The sequence below is a fragment of the Caballeronia grimmiae genome (genome assembly GCF_022879615.1).
In the GTDB taxonomy this organism is placed as follows: domain Bacteria; phylum Pseudomonadota; class Gammaproteobacteria; order Burkholderiales; family Burkholderiaceae; genus Caballeronia; species Caballeronia grimmiae.
Map to the genome: position 1 here is coordinate 698,224 of NZ_CP084271.1, position 21,004 is coordinate 719,227.

Sequence of the window (21,004 nt, forward strand, 5' to 3'; positions counted from 1 at the left end):
GTGGCGTAAAGCGTCGAACATTTGGCCGGACCATCTTGGTCCGGGGCCCAATCATTCTCGGGCGGCAGTGATGTCAAGCAAGCCGCGAACGAACATGCAGGCAGGAGTCCTACGATGAGCAATGAAACACGCACGCAAGGCGAAGTGACGACAAGCAGCGAGGTGCAGGTGGGCGCCGTGACGGCCACGCCGTGCCGCCGGCTGGTTTCCGTCATTTTGGCCGGCGGCTCGGGCACGCGCCTGTGGCCGATGTCCCGTGAACAGTTTCCGAAGCAATTGATCGGCGTCGTCGGTCGCGACTCGCTTTTGCAAGCCACCGTTTCGCGCATGAAAGGCTTTACGGGCGACTTCAACGTGAGCGCCGAGCCGATCATCGTGTGCGGTGAAGAGCATCGCTTCACGACGGAAGAGCAGACGCGCGAAAGCGGCGTCAGCGCGAAGATCATCGTCGAGCCGGCACGCCGCGATACGGCGCCCGCGCTCACGCTGGCCGCGCTCGCCGCATGCAAGGATGGCCGCGACGCGATCATGGTCGCGATGCCCGCCGATCACTCTATCGCCGATATCCCGGCGCTGCATCGCGCAATCGCGATCGCCGCCGAGCACGCGGAACGCGGCGCGATCGCCACGCTCGGCATTCCGCCGACGCGTCCCGACACCGGCTTCGGCTATATCCGCCTCGGCGGCGCGCTCTCCGACGGCGCGCATCAGATCGACCGCTTCGTCGAGAAGCCCGCCGCCGAACTCGCCGCGCAATACGTCGCAGCGGGCACGTACTGGTGGAACAGCGGCATCTTCGTCGTGCGCGCAAGCGTGTGGCTGGCCGCGCTGCAGAAGCTCAATCCCGAGATGTTCGCGGCATGCAGCGCGGCGCTCGGCGAAGGCAAGGACGACGGCAAGTTCTTCCGCCCCAACGCGGCGCAGTTCGGCAGTACGCCGTCCGATTCGATCGACTACGCGGTGATGGAGCACATCGGCACGCCGAACGCACCGTGCGAAGGCATCGTGGTGCCGCTCGTCGCAGGCTGGTCCGATCTCGGCTCGTGGGACGCCGTCTGGGACGCGATGGACAAGGACGACTCGGGCAACGTCGCGAGCGGCCGCGTGGTGTTCGAAGGCGCGACTTCGAGCTATGCGCGCTCGGAAGGCGGACGCCTCGTCGCATGCGTCGGCACGACGAACATCATCGTCGTCGAAACGGATGACGCGGTGCTCGTCGCCGATCGTTCGCGCGTGCAGGACATCAAGGGTCTCGTCGCGCGCATCCGCGAACAGCATGCGCCCGAAGCCGACACGCATCGCAAGGTGCGCCGTCCGTGGGGCTTCTATGACTCGATCGAGCATGGCGAGCGGTTCCAGGTGAAGCGCATCGTCGTTGCGCCGGGCGCGCAGCTTTCGCTGCAGATGCATCACCATCGCGCGGAGCACTGGATCGTCGTGTGCGGCACGGCACTCGTCACGCGCGGCGAAGAACAGTTTCTTCTTTCGGAGAACGAATCGACGTTCATTCCGCTGGGCGTGCGGCATCGCCTCGAAAATCCGGGCAAGGTACCGCTCGAGATGATCGAAGTGCAGTCGGGCAGCTATCTCGGCGAGGACGACATCGTTCGTTTCGACGATACGTATGGCCGTAGCTGAGCACCGCGTTTAGCGGGTGCATGGCACTGGGTCCCTCGCAGCGGCGCGCGATAGTTCGCCGCGGCATGCGAGGGGTAAATGAAAACTTAGCTGGGCGGGATCGATTTCGTTCGGGGAAAAGACATGCGCGATTTACAAGGATTGCTCGCGCGCCTCTTCGACGTCGCCATGATCGTCGGCGGCGCGGCGGTGGCGTCGCAGATCAGGTTCGAAAACATAGCGGTGCCCGCCTATTCGGCGGTGTTCGTCGCTTTTGCGGCAGCGTTTTCGCTTGCCCTCTTTCCGGGCTTCGGCGTCTATGAATCATGGCGCGGCCGCAGGAAGGTGATGCTCATCTGCCAGGTGTCGCTTGGCTGGCTGGTGGTGCAGGGCTGCGCGCTGGCGCTGATGTTCTCGCTGCATCGGCTCGACTATGTATCGCGCCTCTGGTTTGCGTACTGGACCGCGATGTCCGGCGTGCTCATGATCGGCGGGCGGCTTCTCACGCATGTCGTGCTTGCACGCATGCGCAATGCTGGCATCAACCTGCATCAGGTGGCTGTCGTCGGTTGCGGCAAGCATTGCAATTCCATCGTCAGGAAGCTCGAACGTGCGAAGAATTCGGGCTTTCGTGCGAGCGCCGTGTTCAACGTGGCGCCCGAATCGGGCCGGCTCAACGCGCGCGTTCCCGTGTTCGAGGATCACGATGCCTTCGTGAACTACGTACGCACGCACAACGTGCATGAAGTTTGGCTCGCGCTGCCGCTTTCCGAGGAACGCACGATCCATCGCTTCGTGAACGAGTTCCGCGAAGAGCTCGTGAACGTGCGCTTCATGCCGGACGTGCGCAGCCTCTCGCTCTTCGAAAGCAGCACGACGGACCTGCTCGGCGAAACCGCGATCAACCTCGTTGCATCGCCGATCTCGCAAAGCGCGCTGTTGCAGAAGGAAATCTTCGACCGCGTGTTCGCGCTCGGCGCGATCATCGCCATCTCGCCGCTGCTGATCGCCATTGCAATCGCGATCAAGCTGACGTCGCGCGGTCCGGTCTTCTTCAGGCAGCGTCGCAAGGGCGCGGACGGCCGTGTGTTTCGAATCTACAAGTTCCGTTCGATGCGACTGCACACGGAACAGGCCGGAGTGGTTCGGCAGGCCACGCGCAATGATCCGCGCGTGACCCGTGTCGGGGCATTCCTGCGCCGTACCAGCCTCGATGAGCTGCCGCAGTTCTTCAACGTTCTGCTCGGCGACATGTCGGTCGTGGGCCCGCGTCCCCACGCACTGGAGCATGACGATCTCTATCAGAAGGTCGTGTCGGGGTACATCCATCGTTACCGGATCAAGCCGGGTATCACCGGCTGGGCGCAGGTCAACGGCTTTCGGGGAGAGACCGATCTCATCGAAAAAATGGAAGGACGCGTCGCTCACGATTTGTACTACCTGGGTAATTGGTCGTTCGGCCTCGACATGAAAATCATTGCCGCAACGATCTTCAAGGGACTACGCCACACCAACGCTTATTGAATGCAGGGGACGACCATCATGCACAATCAACAACAACCGGGCACCACGACCATGGCCGCCAATACCAACGTGTCGGGCGTCTTCCGGCTTTCGAGCCTGGCGGCTGCAGCTTCTCTCTGCGTGATCTTCGCAGGATGCGCGCTCGCACCGGGCATGCACATGGAAAAGCCGGCCGCGCTCGCCGAAACGTCGACCGACCAGGGCGATACCGCGACCGCCGTGAACATTCCGATCACGCCGATCGACCTCTCGCTCGTGCGCAAGCTGAAGGCCGCGCAGCCGTCGTCAACGGTCGATCCGAACGCGAGCCTCTACGGCAAGCCGACCGCATACGTGCTCGGACCGGGCGACGTGCTCCAGATCACGGTCTGGGATCACCCTGAACTGGTCGCCGCGCTCGGGCAGCCGCCGCAGCAGACGCGTCCAGCCGATGCCGCGCCTGGCTTCGTCGTCGATGCCGACGGCAATCTGCAATTCCCGTATGTGAACCGCGCGCTGCACGTCGCGGGCAAGACCGAATCGCAGGTCCAGCGCGAACTGTACGCGGAGCTGTCGAAGGTCTTCGTGAAGCCGCAACTGACGGTGCGCGTCGCTTCGTTCCGTGCGTCGCAGGTTTATATCGACGGCGAAGTGCGCACGCCCGGCTCGCTGCAGATCAACGACATTCCGATGACGCTCACCGAAGCCATCGGGCGTGCGGGCGGTTTCGCGACGAGCGCGGATCAAAGCCGCGTCACGCTGATTCGTGACGGCGTCACCTATCACATCAACATGGCGGGCATGACCGCGAAGGGCCGCAGCCCGGCGGATATCATGCTGAAGCCGGGCGATGCATTGCGCATCGATTCACGCGAAGACAACGGCGTGTACGTGATGGGTGAAGTGACCAAGCCGGCCACGGTGATCCCGATGCGCAACGGCAAGCTGACGCTCTCGGATGCGATCTCGCAGGCCGGCAGCTTCAACGCCGAGACGTCGGATCCGAAGGAGCTGTACGTGATTCGCAATGGCCAGACGGACAACCCCGAGGTCTACAAACTCGACGCGCGTTCGCCGGTGTCCATGCTGCTTGCGAACAGCTTCGAGCTGCAGCCGAAGGACGTGGTCTACGTCGATAACAACGGCCTTGTCCGCTTCAGCCGCGTGCTGAACCTGCTGCTGCCCGCGATCAACGCGGGTCTGACGGCAGCGGTCATCACCAAGTAAAACTTCGTTTTTTTGGCTTCAACCGGCGCGCGCGGGGCGCGCCGGCGTTCTGTGCGACTTTTCAAAGAAATAAGCGAGCGAGACCATGGCCATAAACTTTGATGCACGCTACTCGGACGTCTCGACCGGCGACGAGTTGCGATTATCCGACTATCTGGCGGCCGTCTTCGGCAACTGGAAACTCGTGACGGTCGTTATGCTCGCGGTGGTCGCATTGGGCGCCGCGTATGCATTCGTTGCGCCGCCGACCTACAAGGCCGACGCGCTGATCCAGACCGAAGAGACCAACGCCAACAACAACGCGAACGCGAACGTCAACGCGGTGCAAGCCGTGTCGCAGATGTTCGACGCGAAATCCACCACGGCCGCGCAGATCGAACTGCTGCGCTCGCGCCTCGTCGTCGACGATACGGTGCGCCGTCTTCACCTCGACATCGCCGCCGCGCCGCATACGGTGCCGGTGCTCGGCGGCGTGATCGGCAGCGCATTGTCCACGTTCGACGTGAAGGTGCCGGAAGGCTATCTGTCGCGCTTCGCATGGGGCAAAGAGCAGATCGACGTGCCGCTCTTCGATACGCCGAAGGAACTGTACGAGCAGAAGTTCACGATCGTGGCGGGCGAGAACGGCGCGTATGTGCTGAACGATCCGAACGGCGTGGCGGTTCTGTCGGGCAAGGTCGGCCAGGAAGCGTCGGGCATGACGCCGCAAGGTCCGATCAGGCTGAAGGTCGACAAGCTCGTCGGCGCGCCGGGCGTGCACTTCGACGTCCAGCGTTTCTCGACGCTCACGACCATCGACAATCTGCAGCAGCGTCTGACGGTCGCTGAAACGGCCCTGCAATCGGGCATCATCAGCGTGAGCCTCGAAGGGCGCAACCCGAAAGAGATCTCGCAGATCGTCAACAACATCGCGAACCGCTTCGTGCAGCAGGACTCGGACAAGCGATCGGCCGAAGCGGAGCACACGCTCGCCTTCCTCGATCAGCAATTGCCGGTGCTGAAGAAGCAGCTCGACGAAGCGGAGCAGCGCTACAACACGTTCCGCAATCGCCAGGGCACGGTGGATCTGAGCGAGGAAAGCCGCCTGCTGCTGCAGCAGATCGTCGACAACAAGACGAAGCTCACGGACCTGCAACAGCAACGCGCGGAACTGTCGCAACGCTTCACGCCGCATCATCCTTCGGTGCAGGCGCTCGATGCGCAGATCGCTTCGCTCTCCGGTGCGCAGACGCGCCTCGGCAAGAACGTATCGACGCTGCCGGACACCGAGCAAACGGCGCTGCGCTATCTGCGCGATGTCCGCGTGAACACCGAGCTGTACACGAACCTGCTCAACAGCGCGCAACAACTGCGCATCGCGAAGGCCGGGCAGATCGGCAACGTGCGCGTCGTCGACTATGCACAGCCGGCGGACGATCCGGTGCGCCCGAAGCGCCTCATCGTCATCCTGATTTCGGCTGGCGTGGGCCTCGCGCTCGGCATCCTGTTCGCGTTCGTCCGCAAGTCGCTGTATGGCGGCGTGGAGCGTCCGGAAGAGATCGAGAAGCAGCTCGGCGTTCGCGTGTTCGCCATCGTGCCGCGCAGCGATACGCAGCTTCGCCTGCAACGCAAGGTCGGCATGCGCAGTGAAGGCATGCACGTGCTGGCCGCCCAAGCGCCCGAAGATGCAGCGGTCGAGGGCATTCGCAGCCTGCGCACCTCGCTGCAACTGCAACTCGCCGATGCGCGCAACAACGTTGTGATGATGACGGGCTCGCGTCCGGAAGCCGGCAAGTCATTCCTGTCGGCGAACCTCGCGACGCTGGTTGCATCGACGAGAAAGCGCGTGCTTCTGATCGACGGCGACATGCGCCGTGGCGATATCCACTCGCACTTCGGCGTGCGCCATTCGCCGGGCTTGTCCGACGTGCTGATGGGCGCGGATGTCAACAGCGCGATCCTGCATGACGTGTTGCCGGGCGTGGACCTGATCACGAAGGGCACGTTGCCGTCGCATCCGTCGGAATTGCTCGCAAGCGAGCGTCTCGGCGAAATGCTCGATCAACTGAAGCAGATGTACGACCTGGTGATCGTCGATACCCCGCCGGTCCTCGCCGTCACCGACGCGACCGTGATCGGCAAGCACGCGGGCACGAGCCTGCTCGTCGTGCGGCACGGCAAGAACCAGGTCCAGGAAATCGGCGAGACGATGAAACGCCTGCAGCACGGCGGGGTGAACATGAAGGGCGTTCTGCTGACCGACGTGCCGCAATCGAAGATGTTGATGGGCAGCACGTACGCGGGCTACTACGGCTACGAGAGCATCGCCGAATAAAAAAATAGGCAAGGCCAGCAATAAAAATAACGCGGCGCGTACGCGCGCCGCATTCAGACCGAAGAATAGGGGTTAAGCATGGACCGCAAAGTTGCTTTGATCACGGGGATCACGGGGCAGGATGGGTCGTATCTGGCCGAACTGCTGCTCAACAAGGGCTATGAAGTACACGGCATCAAGCGCCGCAGCTCGCTTTTCAACACTGACCGCATCGACCATCTTTATCGCGATCCGCACGATCCGGATCAGCGTCTCTTTCTGCATCACGGCGACCTGACCGATTCGACGAGCCTCGTGCGCATCATTCAGCGCGTGATGCCGGACGAAATCTACAATCTGGCTGCGCAAAGCCACGTGGCCGTTTCCTTCGAAGAACCCGAATACACGGCGAACGCCGATGGCCTCGGCGCACTGCGCATTCTCGAAGCGATCCGCATTCTCGGCCTCGAGAAGAAGACACGCTTCTATCAGGCATCGACCTCGGAACTGTATGGCCTCGTGCAGGAGATTCCGCAGCGCGAAACCACGCCGTTCTATCCGCGCAGCCCGTATGCGGTCGCGAAGCTCTACGCATACTGGATCACGGTCAACTACCGCGAAGCGTATGGCATGTACGCATGCAACGGCATTCTGTTCAATCACGAATCGCCGGTGCGCGGCGAGACCTTCGTCACGCGCAAGATCACGCGCGCCATCGCGCGTATCGCCGCGGGCCTGCAGGACGATCTGTATCTCGGCAACCTGTCCGCGATGCGTGACTGGGGCCATGCGCGCGACTACGTCGAGATGCAATGGATGATGCTGCAGCAGGAGCAGGCCGAGGACTTCGTCATCGCAACGGGCGTGCAGTACAGCGTGCGCGAATTCGTGCAGCAGGCGGCAGCGGAACTCGGCGTGCACGTGCGCTTCGAGGGCGAGGGCGTCAATGAGATCGGCATCGTCGATCGCGTGGAAGGCCGTGAGACGAAGCTGCGTCCGGGACAGGTCATCGTGCGCGTCGATCCGCGCTACTTCCGCCCGACCGAAGTCGAGACGCTGCTGGGCGATCCGACCAAGGCGCACGAGAAGCTCGGCTGGCGTCCGGTCACGTCGTTCCAGTCGCTCGTGAAGGAGATGGTGCGTGCGGATTATCAGATTGCACGTCGCGACGCACTCGTCACGCTGGCCGGTTTCAAGGCCCTCGAACATCACGAGTAAGCCGCCATGGACAAGCAAGCACGTATCTTCGTGGCGGGGCATCGGGGCATGGTGGGATCGGCGCTGGTGCGCCGTCTCAAGGCCGCCGGTTATCAGAACATCATCACGCGCACGAAGGCGCATCTCGATCTCACCGATCAGGGCGGCGTGAATCTCTTCTTCGAAGAGAATCAGATCGACGTGGTGTTTCTGGCGGCAGCGCGCGTGGGCGGCATCCTCGCCAATTCGACGATGCCCGCCTCGTTCATCTACGAGAACCTCGCGATCGAAACGAACGTGATCCATGCGGCCTGCCGCTGGAACGTGTCGAAGCTGGTTTTCTTCGGGTCCTCGTGCATCTATCCGAAGGCCTGCCCGCAGCCCATCAAGGAGACGTATCTCCTGCAATCGGAGCTGGAGCCGACCAACGAAGCGTATGCCATCGCGAAGATTGCGGGCCTCAAGATGTGCGAGGCCTATAACCGTCAGTACGGCACGCACTTCGTTTCGGTGATGCCGACCAACCTGTACGGCCCGAACGACAACTACGATCTGAAGAGCAGCCATGTGTTGCCCGCGCTGATGCGCAAGGCGCACGAAGCGAAGCTGCGCGGCGATGAATCGCTCCCGGTGTGGGGCACCGGCTCGCCGCGCCGCGAGTTCCTGCATGTCGAAGATCTCGCCGACGCCGCGACTTTCCTCATGGAAAGCGACGTGAACGACGGCGTGTTCAACGTGGGCGTCGGCCATGATCTGACCATCCGCGAACTGGCGCAGACCGTGTGCCGCGTCGTGGGCTTCGAAGGCGAACTCGTGTTCGATGCGAGCAAGCCGGACGGTACGCCGCGCAAGCTGCTCGATGTATCGAAACTGGAAAGCATGGGATGGAAGGCGTCGATCGCGCTCGAAGAAGGCATACGCGCGACGTACGGGGACTTCCTTGAACGCTATGCATCGATGCCGCAGACCCTGGTGACTGCCTGAGTCGCGACGCATCCTTTCGCGGGGATAAAACAATAATGTCAGCTTCAGTGACCATCTTTCATAACGTGGTGTGGTCGCGGCACAAAGGGGAAGTCCTGTCCGCGCTGCACAACATCTCGGGGACCGGCTCCATCCGCTATTCGATGGTGCAGATCGCGGATACCGAGCACGACCGCATCGGCTTCTCCGATGTCGATTACTCGTTTCATCGCTATCCGATGAAGAAGCTCTACAACGGATGCTATGAAGACGTGCCCACCTGGCGCATGACCGCGCGCCTCGTCTGGGAAGTGCTGAAGGCGAAATCCGATCTCGTGGTTTTGCCGGGTTATCACCGTCCCGAATACTGGGCGATGATGGCCGCATGCATCGTGACGGGGAAGCGCCGCGCCGTGTTCTGCGATTCGACCGCACGCGACAATCCGCGCCGCATGCTGACGTCGATTCCGAAGCGCGTGTTCTTTGCGCTGTGCGATGGTTATTTCGCATTCGGCACGCGCAGCCGCGAGTATCTGATGTCGCTCGGAGCGAAGCAGGAGAAGATTTTCATTCCGTGCCAGGCCGCTGCATTGCCGCGCTCGTTCTCGCCGGAAACGGTGGTTCCCGACCGGCTCGCGCATCGGCAAGGCAACAAGCCTGTGTTTCTGTTCGTTGGGCGCTTGTCAGCGGAGAAAGGTATCGATACGCTCGTCGAAGCGTTCAAGATACTGAGAAAGAGCGTGCCGGATGCGGAGTTGCGCATCGTGGGAACGGGGCCGCTCGGCGATGAACTGAAGAAGCAGGTGGCCGATGCGGGCCTGCAAGGCGCGGTGCATTTCCTGGGCAGCCTTCAGGACGCGCCGCTCTCGCGCGAATACTTCGGCGCAAGTTGCATGGTTTTGCCGAGCAAGCGCGAGCCGTGGGGCCTCGTGACGAACGAAGCATTGAATCACGGCTGTCCTGTGATCGTGAGCGAGAGCTGCGGCTGCGTGCCGGAGCTGGTCGTCGAAGGGGTGTCGGGCTATGCGTTCCCTGCGGGCGATGTCGCGAGCCTGCATCGAACCATGCTCAAATCGCTGGAAGCGTTCGCCGATACGGCGGGCGTCGCGAAGCGCTGCACCGAAGTCATTCAGCGCTTCGATCCGCCATCGGCTGCGGCCAGCATAGCTCGGGGCTGTGCGCTGCTGCTGACGAACTGATGAGTCGGTCGACACGGGGAAGGAGGGCGCTACACACGCAGTGATCGAGGGTTGGCGCTTTGCGGGCGACGAGGACACGCCCGGGATTCGAAGCGCGATTGTCGGGCGAGGGACCACATGAAAATACTGATATACGGGCTGAACTACGCGCCCGAGTTGACGGGAACCGGCAAATACACGGCGGAAATGGCGGAAGCGCTGGCGCAGAGTGGGCACGACGTGCGCGTCGTCTGCGCGCCGCCGTACTATCCGGAATGGAAGGTCGGCAAGGGCTATGCAAGCTGGCGGCCTCGCTTCGAGACGCGCAAGGGCGTGCGCCTGTCGCGCGCGCCGTTGTGGGTGCCGAAGAAGCCGAGCGGAGCGAAGCGCATGCTGCATCTGGGCTCGTTCGCGGCCCTGTCGCTGCCTGCGCTGATGCTGCACGCGCTCTGGCGTCCGCATGTCGTGATGACCATCGCACCGAGCCTGGCGAACGCGCCCGGCGCGCTCGCACTGGCCCGATTCACCGGCGCGCGGTCATGGCTGCATATTCAGGATTTCGAAGTAGATGCGGCGTTCGATCTCGGCCTGCTGAAGAACGCACGCGCGGCGCGTGGCGCGCTTGCGTTCGAACGCTGGCTGATGCGCCGCTTCGACGTGGTGTCCTCGATATCCGACAAGATGGTCGAGCGCGCGGTGAAGAAGGGCGTCGCACCCGCCGATGCCTTCCATCTCCCGAACTGGGTCGATACCACCGCGATCTATCCGCTCGACGGTCCGAACGCGTTCCGGCGCGAACTCGGCATTGGCGAGCACACGAAAGTGGTGCTTTACTCGGGCAACATGGGCGCGAAGCAAGGCCTCGAAGTGTTGGCGGCCGCCGCCGCTGAATTTGCATCGCGCGATGACGTGGTGTTCGTCTTCTGCGGCAACGGCGCGACCAAGGCCGAGCTGCAAAAGCGTTGCGCGGATTTGCCGAATACGCGCTTTCTCTCACTGCAACCGGTCGAGCGTCTCAACGAGCTATTGAATCTCGCGGACATCCACGTGCTGCCGCAACGCGGCGATGTCGCCGACCTCGTCATGCCCTCGAAGCTCACCGGCATGTTTGCAAGTGCGCGCGCTGTCGTCGCGATGGCCCATCCCGGCACCGAGTTATATGAAGCGGTATCGGGGCGCGGTGTCGTGATCGAGCCGGAAAGCGTCGACGCATTGACCGATGCCATCGAGATGCTCGTGCGCAACCCGGCGCTGCGTGCGCGCTATGGTGAGGAAGGGCGCCTCTTCGCGCAAGAACGGCTTTCGCCGCAATCGGTGTTCGCGCGGCTCGAAGAGCGCTTGAAGTCGCTCGTCGGCGATGCGGCCGCAGTCCGTGGCGGCGACGCCGTCGAACTGCCCATCGTTCGCATGAAGGAACGCGCACCGATCATGCCGCAAGTCGAAAAGATCGAGTGAGCAGTATCGTCGGCCGTTCGGTGATCTGAACGGCCGATCACCCGTCCTCAATACGGCGACTTGTAAATCTCTCTCGGCCGCACGGCTTTCGCCGGCGGCTTCAACCCATCGGGCGTGCGATAAAGCGTCGCTGCCGCGGCCTGAGGCATCATCATCGCCTTCGCATCCGCATTGCGTCCGACGCGCCGCAATTGCGCGCCCGCGCCAGGATTTCCCGCATAGCCATTCTGTTGCGCGAGCAGCTTGTCCGTTGGCGATATGCCCTGCGCGGTCTGCGCATTCGTGATCGGCCCGCGCTGTCCGCCTTTGCCGTTGACCGGCGCGCCGTAGGGATCGGCGTATCGATCCGGACTGCCTAGCAAATCCATTTCCGACGGCACGCCGCCGCCCGCCTGCTTCGCGATCGCCGCATCGGCGAAATTGCCCGCATGCGCAAGGGGCGATGCGATCAGCGTAGCCAGCACAAGCGGCATGAGCGCCGCGCGTAGCTCGTGTTTCATTCGATCCTCCGGGACTTTGTTGCAGTGATCGGCATGCATTCCTGAATGCTCTGTCATGCGTTGTACAGAGATTGCACCGGCGCATCGGTACGCTACTCCACGCGGCGTGATGAATCGCATACGCATGGCCGGGAGCTTACGGTCAGGCTCCGACTAGTGCCGCCAAATGTCTTGCCGATGCGGCCAAGCGTGTCATAGCGCACGTGGCGCATTTTGACGTTCGCTGATAATCGGTTCACCGTATGCGGTCCAGCGCCATGGCGCGATCGATACGAATAACAAGCAACGAAGACTGCACATCACCTTGTATTCGAAGAATCAATGCGCGCGACCACGCGCAGCAAGCGCACAGCGAACAAGGCCGGGGATTACATGGACAGAGCGATCGACGAGCGATGCATCGGCGCGCCCAGCGACGGGCGCAGCGACGACAAACACGACGCGCGGATCAAACGCGGCAATGTCATCGATCTTTCGCTCGCGGGTCCGGGCAACTTCGTCGCGAAGCGCAGCTTTCTCATCGAGCTCGTGTGGTTCTTCGTCGAAGCATGCTTCATCAATAACAAGCTGATTCCGGTTTCGTTCGTGCGTGTGGCGCTGTTGCGGGCGTTCGGCGCGCGCATCGGCAGGAACTGTCGCATGCCGCATCCCATTCGCGTGAAGGCGCCGTGGAATCTCGAAGTCGGCGATAACTGCTGGTTCGGCGTCGATGCGTGGATCTATAACCAGACCGATATCCGCATCGGTTCGAATGTGTGCATTTCGCAAGGCACGTTTCTCACGACCGGATCGCACGATGCGGCCGGCAGCATGGATTTGCAGGTCGCGCCGATCGTGATCGAAGACGGCGTATGGATCACATCGAAATGCGTCGTGCAGATGGGCGTCACCATCGGACGATCGGCGCTCGTTACGCCGCTTTCCGTGGTGCATCGCTCGCTGGAAGCCGAGGGCGTGTACGGCGGCAATCCGGTGCGATTCATCAGGAAGCGCTTTCCTGCATGACAGACGGGCAAGGCATCACGAGGGCGCTGCATGAAGGCCGCAGCGCGGCATCGCTTAAAGCATGAAAATAAGAGGGAGCACGGGGCATGTTCATTGACAGCCGGAGCGTGGACGAAGGCGCAGTCATCGAGACCACGGTATGCATCGTCGGCGCGGGTGTCGCCGGCATAACGCTGGCGCTGGAGCTGGAGAAGCAGGGCATCAGCGCGTGTCTGCTGGAAAGCGGCGGATATAAGGCGGACAACGACACGCGCGATCTCTATCGTGGCGAGAACGTTGGCGTTCCTTACGAATTCGCCGATGGATGCCGCAGCCGCTTTCTCGGCGGCAGCAGCAACTGCTGGGGCGGATGGTGCCGCCCGCTCGATCCGTGGGACTTCGAGAAGCGCGACTGGGTGGCCGACAGCGGCTGGCCGTTCGGCCTTGAAGAACTGCGCCCGTATTACGAGCGCACCCATGCGCTGCTGCAACTCGGCGAGAACAATTTCGATCCCGCGCATTGGGAAGCGGCGATCAACCGGCCGGACGTGCGGCGTCATCCGTTCCTGAGCGGCAACGTGCGCGACACGATCTCGCAGTTCAGCCCGCCCGTGCGCTTCGGCAAGGTGTATCGCAAGGAGCTGCTGGCGGCGAAAAGCGTGCGCGTGTTCCTGTACGCGAACGCGTTGAACATCGACACCGATACCGATGCGCGCTCCGTCACGAAGATCGATGTCGGCACGCTGTCCGGCCGCCGCTTCGCGATTCGCGCAAAAGTGTTCGTGCTCGCGACGGGCGGCATCGAGAATGCGCGGCTGCTGCTTTCGTCGAACAAGGTGCAGGCGGCAGGTCTTGGCAACGGCAATGATCTGGTCGGCCGCTATTTCATGGACCATCCGCGCATCATGTCGGCGAGCGTGCACTTCAAGAAGGAGTGGGCGCGCAACAAGCTCTACGACATCAAGTATCACTATCAGAACAAGGCGGTCTCCGCGAACGGCACGTTCATCTCGTCGCAGTTTGCGCTGACGCAAAAGACACTGAAGCGCGAGAAGCTGCTCAATGCGCGTGCGTGGTTCTATTCGGTGTTCCGTGGCGAGAACACGAAGGGCTCCGAGGCGCTCATCCGCGCGAAGCAGGCCATGCTCAAGAAGGACCAGCCGGGCTACAGCATGGCGGCGGACCTCGTCACGATGATGACGCATCCCGTCGATACCGCCTGCTTCGGTCTCGCGCGTCTGTTGCAGCCGCGTCCGCTCATCACGGAAGTGAAGATTCAGACCATCGTGGAAGCGGAGCCGAATCGCGATAGCCGCGTGACACTGTCCGCGCAAAAAGACGCGCTCGGCATGAATCGCGTTAAGGTGGACTGGCAGGTGACCGAGCTCGTGAAGCGCACGTTTGATCGCACTGTCGCGCATATCGCGACGGAACTGCGGCGCGGCGGCGTGGCCGATGTCACGCTCGACGAGCCGCTGCAAGGCAAGCCGTGGCCGGCGCAGCTCGAAGGCACGTGGCATCACATGGGCACGACGCGCATGCACGATTCGCCGAAGAACGGCGTGGTGGACCGCAACCTGAAGGTCCACGGCATGAGCAATCTGTACGTGGCGGGAAGCTCGGTGTTCCCGACCGTCGGCGCGAATTTCCCGACGATCACCATCGCCGCGCTGACCTTGCGACTGGCGGGGCATCTTCAGCGCGTCATCAAGAGCGACGATGCAGCGCCGACGATCGTCACGGCGTCCGGCAAGCCGATGCGTCACGAGAAACAAGCCGAATCGCTGCCGATGGCGGCATCGGCCATGCATATGCGGGGAGACCTGGCGTGAAGCCTGGCATGTAGGGGAAGGGGGCGCCGCCGGTTCGGAAGACCGGCGGCGTTTTCTTTGGTGGCTATAATCGGCATCCGTTCATCGCTTCGAATTGGATCGCCTGTGAAAAAGCTCACCGTCATCGCTATTGCTTCCGTATTGCTCGCAGCATGTTCCTCGCCCGAGAAGGACGCGCTGAAGGCTCAGGGTTTCACGCGCTCGGAACAGGCGCTCGAGACGGCGCAGCGAAACGCGACGCTCGCGTGTCGCGACGCCGCGCAATGCAATGCGATGTGGGATATGACGAAGCGTTATATCGAGCAGAATTCGAATCAGCCGGTGATTCGCGCCGATGCCGACGCTATCGAGAGCGACTTGCCTTTGCGTTCGGGCAAGCCGGTTTATTCGGCCACGCGCGTGGCAAAGGGCAATGGCGCGACGATCTCGCTCTATGCGCAATGCCGCGGCATGTATGGCCCCGAGCGCGCGAAGGGCTCGGATTACGACGACTGCGCAAGCAAGATCATCGCGGTGCAAAACCGCTTTGCGAGCGCTATCCAGTCGCCTCGCTGACCAGACCGCGCGTGACGCCGCCATCGCGCCGGTTTGCCGTTTCGCGCAGCACACGCACGAGGTCTTTCGACATCGCATCGACGTGAAAGCGCTGCATGAAGGTGGCAAGCGCCTGCTCGCGCATCGCGGCTGCCGCGTCGGCGTCCATGCGCAGCCAGGTCGATAGCGCCTCAATGGCGCCGTCGACCGTATCGCTCGTGACGATGCCCGCGCCGTCTTCCTTCACTTCGCGCCAGATGTTGACCTTGTCGGAGATCAGTACCGGCAGCTTCGAGCCCAGCGCTTCTGCCACGGCAATGCCGAAGTTCTCCTGATGCGACGGCAACGCGAATACGTCGCTCGTGCGGAAAGCGCCCCACTTGAGATCGCCGGTGAGCATGCCCGTCCACGTCGTGCGGTCCTCGATGCCGAGTTCCTTCGCAAGGGTGCGCAGCTGTCTGGCCCATTCGCTATCGTCGGGACCGGCCATCACCAGATGCGCGCGAGGGTCGATATCGCGCACGGCCGCGAAGGCCTTCAGCAGCAGATCACATCCTTTCTTCTCGTGAATGCGGCCGAGGAAGAGAATCGCGCGCTTGCCCGCGAGTTGCGGAAACTTCGACAGAAACGCGTTGCGCAATGTCGTCGAATCAGCGGGCGGCTGGCGCGTGCCGAACGACACGACTTCTTCGTTCGCACGATAAAGCCTGAACGATTCGCGCGCGAGCAAGCGTTCCTCTTGCGTCGTGAAGAGCACGCGCCTCGCATCGCGCAACACGCGATATTCAGCCCAGGGCCAGTACAGGCACTTCTTCAGATGCTTGAGCGGATACGTGCGCTTGAACCACGGATCGAGCATGCCATGCGGGAACACGTAATACGGCACGTTGCTGCCGCGCAGCGCCTTCCATGCGCCGAAGCTGTGGTATTGCCAGAGACCGTTGACGATGATCGCGTCGAAGCGAACCGCATGTTCGGCGAGCCACGGCACGAGCCGCGGACATAGCCCATAGAAGCCGCGCGACGGACCGAGCGCATGCAGACGCAACGGAAACGCCTTGAGATAGGGCGCATCCGGTGCATCGAGCGATACGACTTCGATTTGATGGCCCATCGCGCGCATGCTGAGGCCGCTTTGCAGCACGCCCTCTGTGGGACCGCCCGCACGCGGATCGACGGTGGACAGCAGATGCAGAATCTTCATGAAGCAACGAGCCCCGGAATCGTTGACATTGACATATGCGATGGCACTGGCGATCGCATCATGCGTACGGTGCGAGCGAACCCGCACCCGATGGCGGCTCGTGTCGGTCTTGTCCATGATGATCGTGCGCGATGGCTGCTGCGTGTGATGGCAGCATGTCCGGCATCGGACCGTAAAACGGATCGTAGTTCGGATGAACGTCCTGTCGCGTGCCGCCATAGCGCCTTCTCATCGATGCCTGATGCGCCGAAGCATGTGCCGCGCGCATCCGCATGTTTTGAGCGATGCGTGCAAAGGCCGCGACGAGCAAGCCAAGCGCGACGCCGAACACGATGCCGGAGAAGCGGTTGCCAAGCGGGTTGCCGCCGACCGATGTCGCAGGCAGCGCGGCGACGACGAGCAGCGCGCGGCCAAGCACGGGCAGATAGACGGCATCCGGCGAGCGGCGCCGCCACGCGCGATACGCCATCGAGCCGCGATACAGCGCCCACAGCACGGCGATCGGCAGCGCGATGCCGAACAGCACGCCGCCGGCGAAGAACTGATAGACCCAGAAGTTGTGTCCCGCCGCCCATTCCTTGATCGCGTAGAAATCCTTCGGCGTGAACTGGCCGGCGAGGTCCGGCAGATAGTCCGGCGAATAGCGATAGTCGTGGCCGTAGCCCTTGCCGACGATAACGGACAGCGTGTCCGACATCGTTTGATCGTACTGGTCCTTCATTTCTGCAAGACGCGTGATGGTCGTCGGATCGCGGCCCGATTCCGTGGCCTTCGCAAACGACATGCGCTGCGACCAGTGCTCGGCCACCGCAGGGAAGAACGCGGCGGAAGCGGCGACCATCGCGCCGAGCAAGGCGGCGATCATGACTGCGCGCAGTCCCGCCTTGAAGAGATGCCTGGCCGAAGGCGCGGCGAGCCACGTCGCGAAGGCGAAGAGCAGCATCGTGCCGACGAGCAGACTGCGCGTGACGCTCAGCAGCTCGATCACGACCGTCGCGAGAAACAGCAGCACGGTCAGCTTCGTCATGCGCTTGGCGACGACGAACTCATGCAGCAAGAGACCTTGCAGGCAAAGGAACGTGACCGATACGATGCGAAAGCGCACGTTCTCCAGTCCACCGCCGGTCGCCATGCCATAGGCGAAGCTGAACACGAGCGATGCCACCATCGACCAGAACATCGCGCGTTCAATCTGTTCGAGCCGCTGCGAATCCCACGGACGGCAAGCGACGAAATAGCCGAGCAGCATGAGCGCGAACGGCAGGATCACGCGCATGTAGTTCCCCGAATCGTTTCCTTGCAGCACTTGCGTCGCGACACTGCCGAGCATCGTGACGAGAAAGAGCGACGTGATGATCGTGCGCAGCCGCGAGCGCTGTGCGAATCGCGGAGCGATCATCAGCAGGGCGCAGGCCGCGCCTATCGCGGGAATGGTGAGCAGAATCTGTATGGCCTTGCTGGCGGTTTCTGCGGCCTTGAAGTCGAAAGCGAGCGGCAGCAGAAAAAGCCAGATCCAGACGACGGCGAACTTGTTGCGCATGGCGTTCTCTTTAGATGGCTTCGCGGCATTGAGCCGGTGCGTGCCCTGGAAGCCTGAAGTCGCGTGTCGGATGCTTGGTCAAAGCTCGAGCGACGGTCCCCGGGTACCCCGTATTTGTGCGTCGAATATATCAGCGGGTAGAAGCGCGATCCGCCGGCGCGGCGTTTAGCAACTAGTCTTCGGCGCGAATCGACGGATGGCCATGTGCGCCGCACCACGCTCGTCAAGTTCGCATCGTTCGTGTGTTGGCGAGGTCACGTAGCGCGCGACGCGCTGTCGGCTAAGAACGCGATTCTGGCCGATTGCACCGCCCTTCTCGAACGAACATTGCACTGCCGGAATACCGGTGTGAGACCACGATAATCGCGATGCGCGTGCGTGCGCCGATATGAGGACCCGGGCGGCGAGGCATCCAATACAAACAAGACCTTCGCAGACAGGGGGAAGGCCATGAGCCTTTTCGGCGCCACACGCATGTCAGGACCCAATCGATCGATCGAGCTCGATTTCATCCGGGGCCTTGCCATCATCGCAGTCATGGGGTTTCACTTTCATTCGTATCCGACGGGCAGTGCGTTCATTGCCGCGATCGAATATCCGCTCAAGAGCTTCGGCCATGAAGGCGTGAATCTTTTCTTCACGCTGAGCGGCTTTCTCGTCGGCGGCTTGCTGTTGAAGCAATACGCGCAGGAAGGGCGCATCGATGCAGGGCGCTTCATCGTGCGGCGCATCTTCAAGATATGGCCCGCGTACTACGCGCTGATCCTGTTCCATGTGATCGTGGGGCGGCATCCGGCCGATACGTTCCTCGTGCAGAACCTCACGCACATGCAGAACTACTTCGGTTCGTCGGTCGCGCAGACTTGGAGCCTCGCAGTCGAGGAGCATTTCTATCTGTTCCTGCCGCTGCTGCTGATCGTGTTCGCGCGCTGGCAAACCCGCATCAATACGATACTGACCGTGCTCGCCGGCATCTGCGTCGCCGTGCTGATTGCGCGCAGCATCGCGGTCTATAACGGCGATCTCCAGGGGACCTTCTTCTATACGCAATACCGCATCGACAGCCTGCTGTTCGGCGTGATGCTCGCCGCGATCTACTGGCTCAAGCCCGCGGTGTATCGCGGGATCGCCGAGAGAAAGGGCGTGCTGATTGCGATCGTCGCGGGCCTCGCGCTGTGGCTCGTGCTCGGCACGCGCAACCCGGCGGTGGATCAAAGCATCGGTTATACGGTTCAAGCGCTCGGCTATTGCGCGTTGATCGTGCTGACGCTCGAGTACTCCGGGCGCGTGCGCGAGACGCTGATCTATCGCGTGATCGGGTGGATCGGCGTGTACTCGTATGGCATCTATCTGTGGCATTCGCTGGCGCTCGCGCCGGGCGACATGCTCATCCGCAAGGCCGCGGCGCTGAATCTGCCGGCGATACCCGCGTGGGGCGTCATCATGGCGGCGCAATTCGCCATCGCAATCATCGTGGGCTATGTAACGACGCGTGCTGTCGAGTTTCCGTTCCTCCGCATTCGCGATGCGTTGTTCCCTGCGAAGCGGAAAGTCGAAGTGTCCGAAGTGGTGGGCCGTCAGGCTTGAGATGAAAAAAGCCGGTGCTTGCGGTTATCGCAAGCACCGGCTCTTTATTGCAACGGATCAGGCCATCACCTGACGCAGCGTTTCCTTGAATTGCGCAAGCGTGTTGCGTTCGAGCAGATGCCCTTGAACGACAGGCCGAGTGCGTCGCGCGAGCACATCGTCGAGCGCACGGTTGATCGATGCAGGCGACAGATCATCGATGACGGGCCCCAAATCCCCCGTGAGGCAGAACCAGCCGATCAGTCCATCGGCCGTCGCGACCACCGGCTTGCCGAAGCGGAACGCCTGCACGAGCACGCCGCTCATGCCGTAGTGGCCTTTATAGCCGAGCCACACCACATCGCACGCGGAGAAAAGGTCCAGCTCCATCTCGCTCGGGATGAAGCGATCCAACACGACCGGCGCGGGCGTGAGCCTGGCGACCGCCGCTGCCAGCAAGGCGCGCGCATCGTTGTCCTGCTTGCCGGCGATGACGAGCGTCGGCGCATGTGCATCGCCGTTGCGCGCGGCGAGCGCATCGATCAGTTCGAAGAGGCCCTTGCGATCGTTGATCGCGCCATACACGAGCACATGCTTGCCGTCCGAAAGCCCGAGCCTTTGCTTCGCCGCCGATGGCTCGGCTGCGCGCGCATCCGGAAACGGATCGGCGAGATATTCGATCGCTGTGCGCCCGCTATGGCCCGCGTTGCGCTTCCACCAGTCCGACAAAGTCGGGTCGATGGTCAGCAGCGTCTTCATGCCGCCCACGCGAACCGCACGCGCGAAGAGCTTCGATTTCACCGCATTGACGAGCGGCCGGCGCGGCGCGCGCACGCCGACGAGATGATGATGAAAGTTCGAGCGCATCGTGACGCCGACCCAGGGCGTCTTGCCGAACGGCGAGCGCAGAAACGGCAGCGCGAGCAGAAAGTAATCGACATAAGGCACGACGACGAGCGCGACCTTGCGCTCGCGGCTGGCCATTGCATACGCATGCCGGAACTCTTCGTGCGAGCGCATATAGCTGATCGAAGAAAGACCCTTGCGCCCGCGATGCTCGGGCGGCGCAACGAGCGTGATGTCGAGCGCACCGCCGCCTTGCTCGCGAATCTTCCTGACGAGCGGATGCTCGGCGTTACGCGGCTGCGTCACGATGAGGCAGCGATAACCCGCTTCCATATACGCGTTCGCGGCCCATTCCGCATAGCGCCAGCGATGGCCGCTGAAATCGGGCTCGATGATGAGGACGGTCTCGTTCGCCATGATGTTGGTATCCGGCATGGTAATGGTGGAGTGAGGCACGCTGCATTTTGAGGCGTCACCGGCATCGCCGGATGTGGTCGAGGACACGCAACGCGATCCGTCAATCCTCACTACCACCACGCAGGGCCGATTAGCACTACGCGTTGTC

General features: G+C 62.4%; 16 protein-coding genes. 12 read left to right on the forward strand and 4 right to left on the reverse strand.

What is annotated here, in order from left to right; genetic code table 11:
* The first annotated feature begins 114 nt into the window (after positions 1 to 114).
* The 8 genes from LDZ21_RS03360 (at position 115) to LDZ21_RS03395 (ending at position 11,433) form a co-directional block, all read left to right on the forward strand.
* Entirely contained in the window at positions 115 to 1,638 is a 1,524-nt protein-coding gene (locus LDZ21_RS03360; RefSeq protein ID WP_244794223.1) for a mannose-1-phosphate guanylyltransferase/mannose-6-phosphate isomerase, read from the forward strand.
* A 123-nt stretch (positions 1,639 to 1,761) separates the two neighbouring features.
* Positions 1,762 to 3,141, forward strand: a complete 1,380-nt coding sequence (locus LDZ21_RS03365; RefSeq protein WP_244794224.1) for an undecaprenyl-phosphate glucose phosphotransferase — start codon at positions 1,762 to 1,764, stop codon at positions 3,139 to 3,141.
* A gap of 51 nt (positions 3,142 to 3,192) precedes the next feature.
* Positions 3,193 to 4,347 (forward strand): polysaccharide biosynthesis/export family protein, encoded by a 1,155-nt coding sequence (locus LDZ21_RS03370; protein WP_244794751.1) that lies wholly within the window; start codon positions 3,193 to 3,195, stop codon positions 4,345 to 4,347.
* A gap of 85 nt (positions 4,348 to 4,432) precedes the next feature.
* Entirely contained in the window at positions 4,433 to 6,661 is a 2,229-nt protein-coding gene (locus LDZ21_RS03375; protein ID WP_244794225.1) for a succinoglycan biosynthesis protein ExoP, read from the forward strand.
* A 78-nt stretch (positions 6,662 to 6,739) separates the two neighbouring features.
* Positions 6,740 to 7,858, forward strand: coding sequence for a GDP-mannose 4,6-dehydratase (gene gmd / locus LDZ21_RS03380; protein WP_035959759.1), 1,119 nt, complete (start codon positions 6,740 to 6,742; stop codon positions 7,856 to 7,858).
* 6 nt (positions 7,859 to 7,864) lie between these two features.
* Positions 7,865 to 8,821, forward strand: coding sequence for a GDP-L-fucose synthase family protein (locus tag LDZ21_RS03385; RefSeq protein WP_244794226.1), 957 nt, complete (start codon positions 7,865 to 7,867; stop codon positions 8,819 to 8,821).
* A 35-nt stretch (positions 8,822 to 8,856) separates the two neighbouring features.
* Positions 8,857 to 9,999, forward strand: coding sequence for a glycosyltransferase family 4 protein (locus tag LDZ21_RS03390; protein ID WP_244794227.1), 1,143 nt, complete (start codon positions 8,857 to 8,859; stop codon positions 9,997 to 9,999).
* 117 nt (positions 10,000 to 10,116) lie between these two features.
* Positions 10,117 to 11,433: a glycosyltransferase WbuB gene (locus LDZ21_RS03395; protein ID WP_244794228.1), complete on the forward strand. Its 1,317-nt coding sequence runs from the start codon at positions 10,117 to 10,119 to the stop codon at positions 11,431 to 11,433.
* A gap of 47 nt (positions 11,434 to 11,480) precedes the next feature.
* On the opposite strand, the gene LDZ21_RS03400 is transcribed toward LDZ21_RS03395, so the two are convergent.
* Complete coding sequence (locus LDZ21_RS03400) at positions 11,481 to 11,933, reverse strand: hypothetical protein (protein ID WP_244794229.1); 453 nt, start codon at positions 11,931 to 11,933, stop codon at positions 11,481 to 11,483.
* Between the two features lie 321 nt (positions 11,934 to 12,254).
* Here LDZ21_RS03400 and LDZ21_RS03405 point away from each other — a divergent pair, with 321 nt between their 5' ends.
* From LDZ21_RS03405 to LDZ21_RS03415, 3 genes are all read left to right on the forward strand, one after another.
* Positions 12,255 to 12,938: a DapH/DapD/GlmU-related protein gene (locus tag LDZ21_RS03405; protein WP_244794230.1), complete on the forward strand. Its 684-nt coding sequence runs from the start codon at positions 12,255 to 12,257 to the stop codon at positions 12,936 to 12,938.
* 86 nt (positions 12,939 to 13,024) lie between these two features.
* Positions 13,025 to 14,749 carry an FAD-dependent oxidoreductase gene (locus tag LDZ21_RS03410; RefSeq protein WP_244794231.1) on the forward strand — a complete coding sequence of 575 codons (1,725 nt, stop codon included), beginning with the start codon at positions 13,025 to 13,027 and terminating at the stop codon, positions 14,747 to 14,749.
* A 105-nt stretch (positions 14,750 to 14,854) separates the two neighbouring features.
* Positions 14,855 to 15,304 carry a hypothetical protein gene (locus tag LDZ21_RS03415; protein WP_244794232.1) on the forward strand — a complete coding sequence of 150 codons (450 nt, stop codon included), beginning with the start codon at positions 14,855 to 14,857 and terminating at the stop codon, positions 15,302 to 15,304.
* On the opposite strand, the gene LDZ21_RS03420 is transcribed toward LDZ21_RS03415, so the two are convergent.
* Both LDZ21_RS03420 and LDZ21_RS03425 read right to left on the reverse strand, forming a co-directional pair.
* A complete protein-coding gene (locus tag LDZ21_RS03420) occupies positions 15,285 to 16,487 on the reverse strand; it encodes a glycosyltransferase (protein WP_244794233.1) in 1,203 nt (400 codons plus the stop codon). The two genes, LDZ21_RS03415 and LDZ21_RS03420, sit on opposite strands and share 20 nt — an antisense overlap.
* Before the next feature lie 58 nt (positions 16,488 to 16,545).
* On the reverse strand, positions 16,546 to 18,027 hold the full coding sequence (locus LDZ21_RS03425) for a hypothetical protein (RefSeq protein ID WP_244794234.1): 1,482 nt from the start codon (positions 18,025 to 18,027) through the stop codon (positions 16,546 to 16,548).
* A gap of 450 nt (positions 18,028 to 18,477) precedes the next feature.
* On the opposite strand from LDZ21_RS03425, the gene LDZ21_RS03430 reads away from it, so the two are divergent.
* Positions 18,478 to 19,614 carry an acyltransferase family protein gene (locus LDZ21_RS03430; protein WP_244794235.1) on the forward strand — a complete coding sequence of 379 codons (1,137 nt, stop codon included), beginning with the start codon at positions 18,478 to 18,480 and terminating at the stop codon, positions 19,612 to 19,614.
* Between the two features lie 57 nt (positions 19,615 to 19,671).
* Here the strand turns inward: LDZ21_RS03430 and LDZ21_RS03435 are convergent, their stop codons facing one another.
* Entirely contained in the window at positions 19,672 to 20,856 is a 1,185-nt protein-coding gene (locus tag LDZ21_RS03435; RefSeq protein ID WP_244794236.1) for a glycosyltransferase, read from the reverse strand.
* Between the last annotated feature and the right edge of the window lie 148 nt (positions 20,857 to 21,004).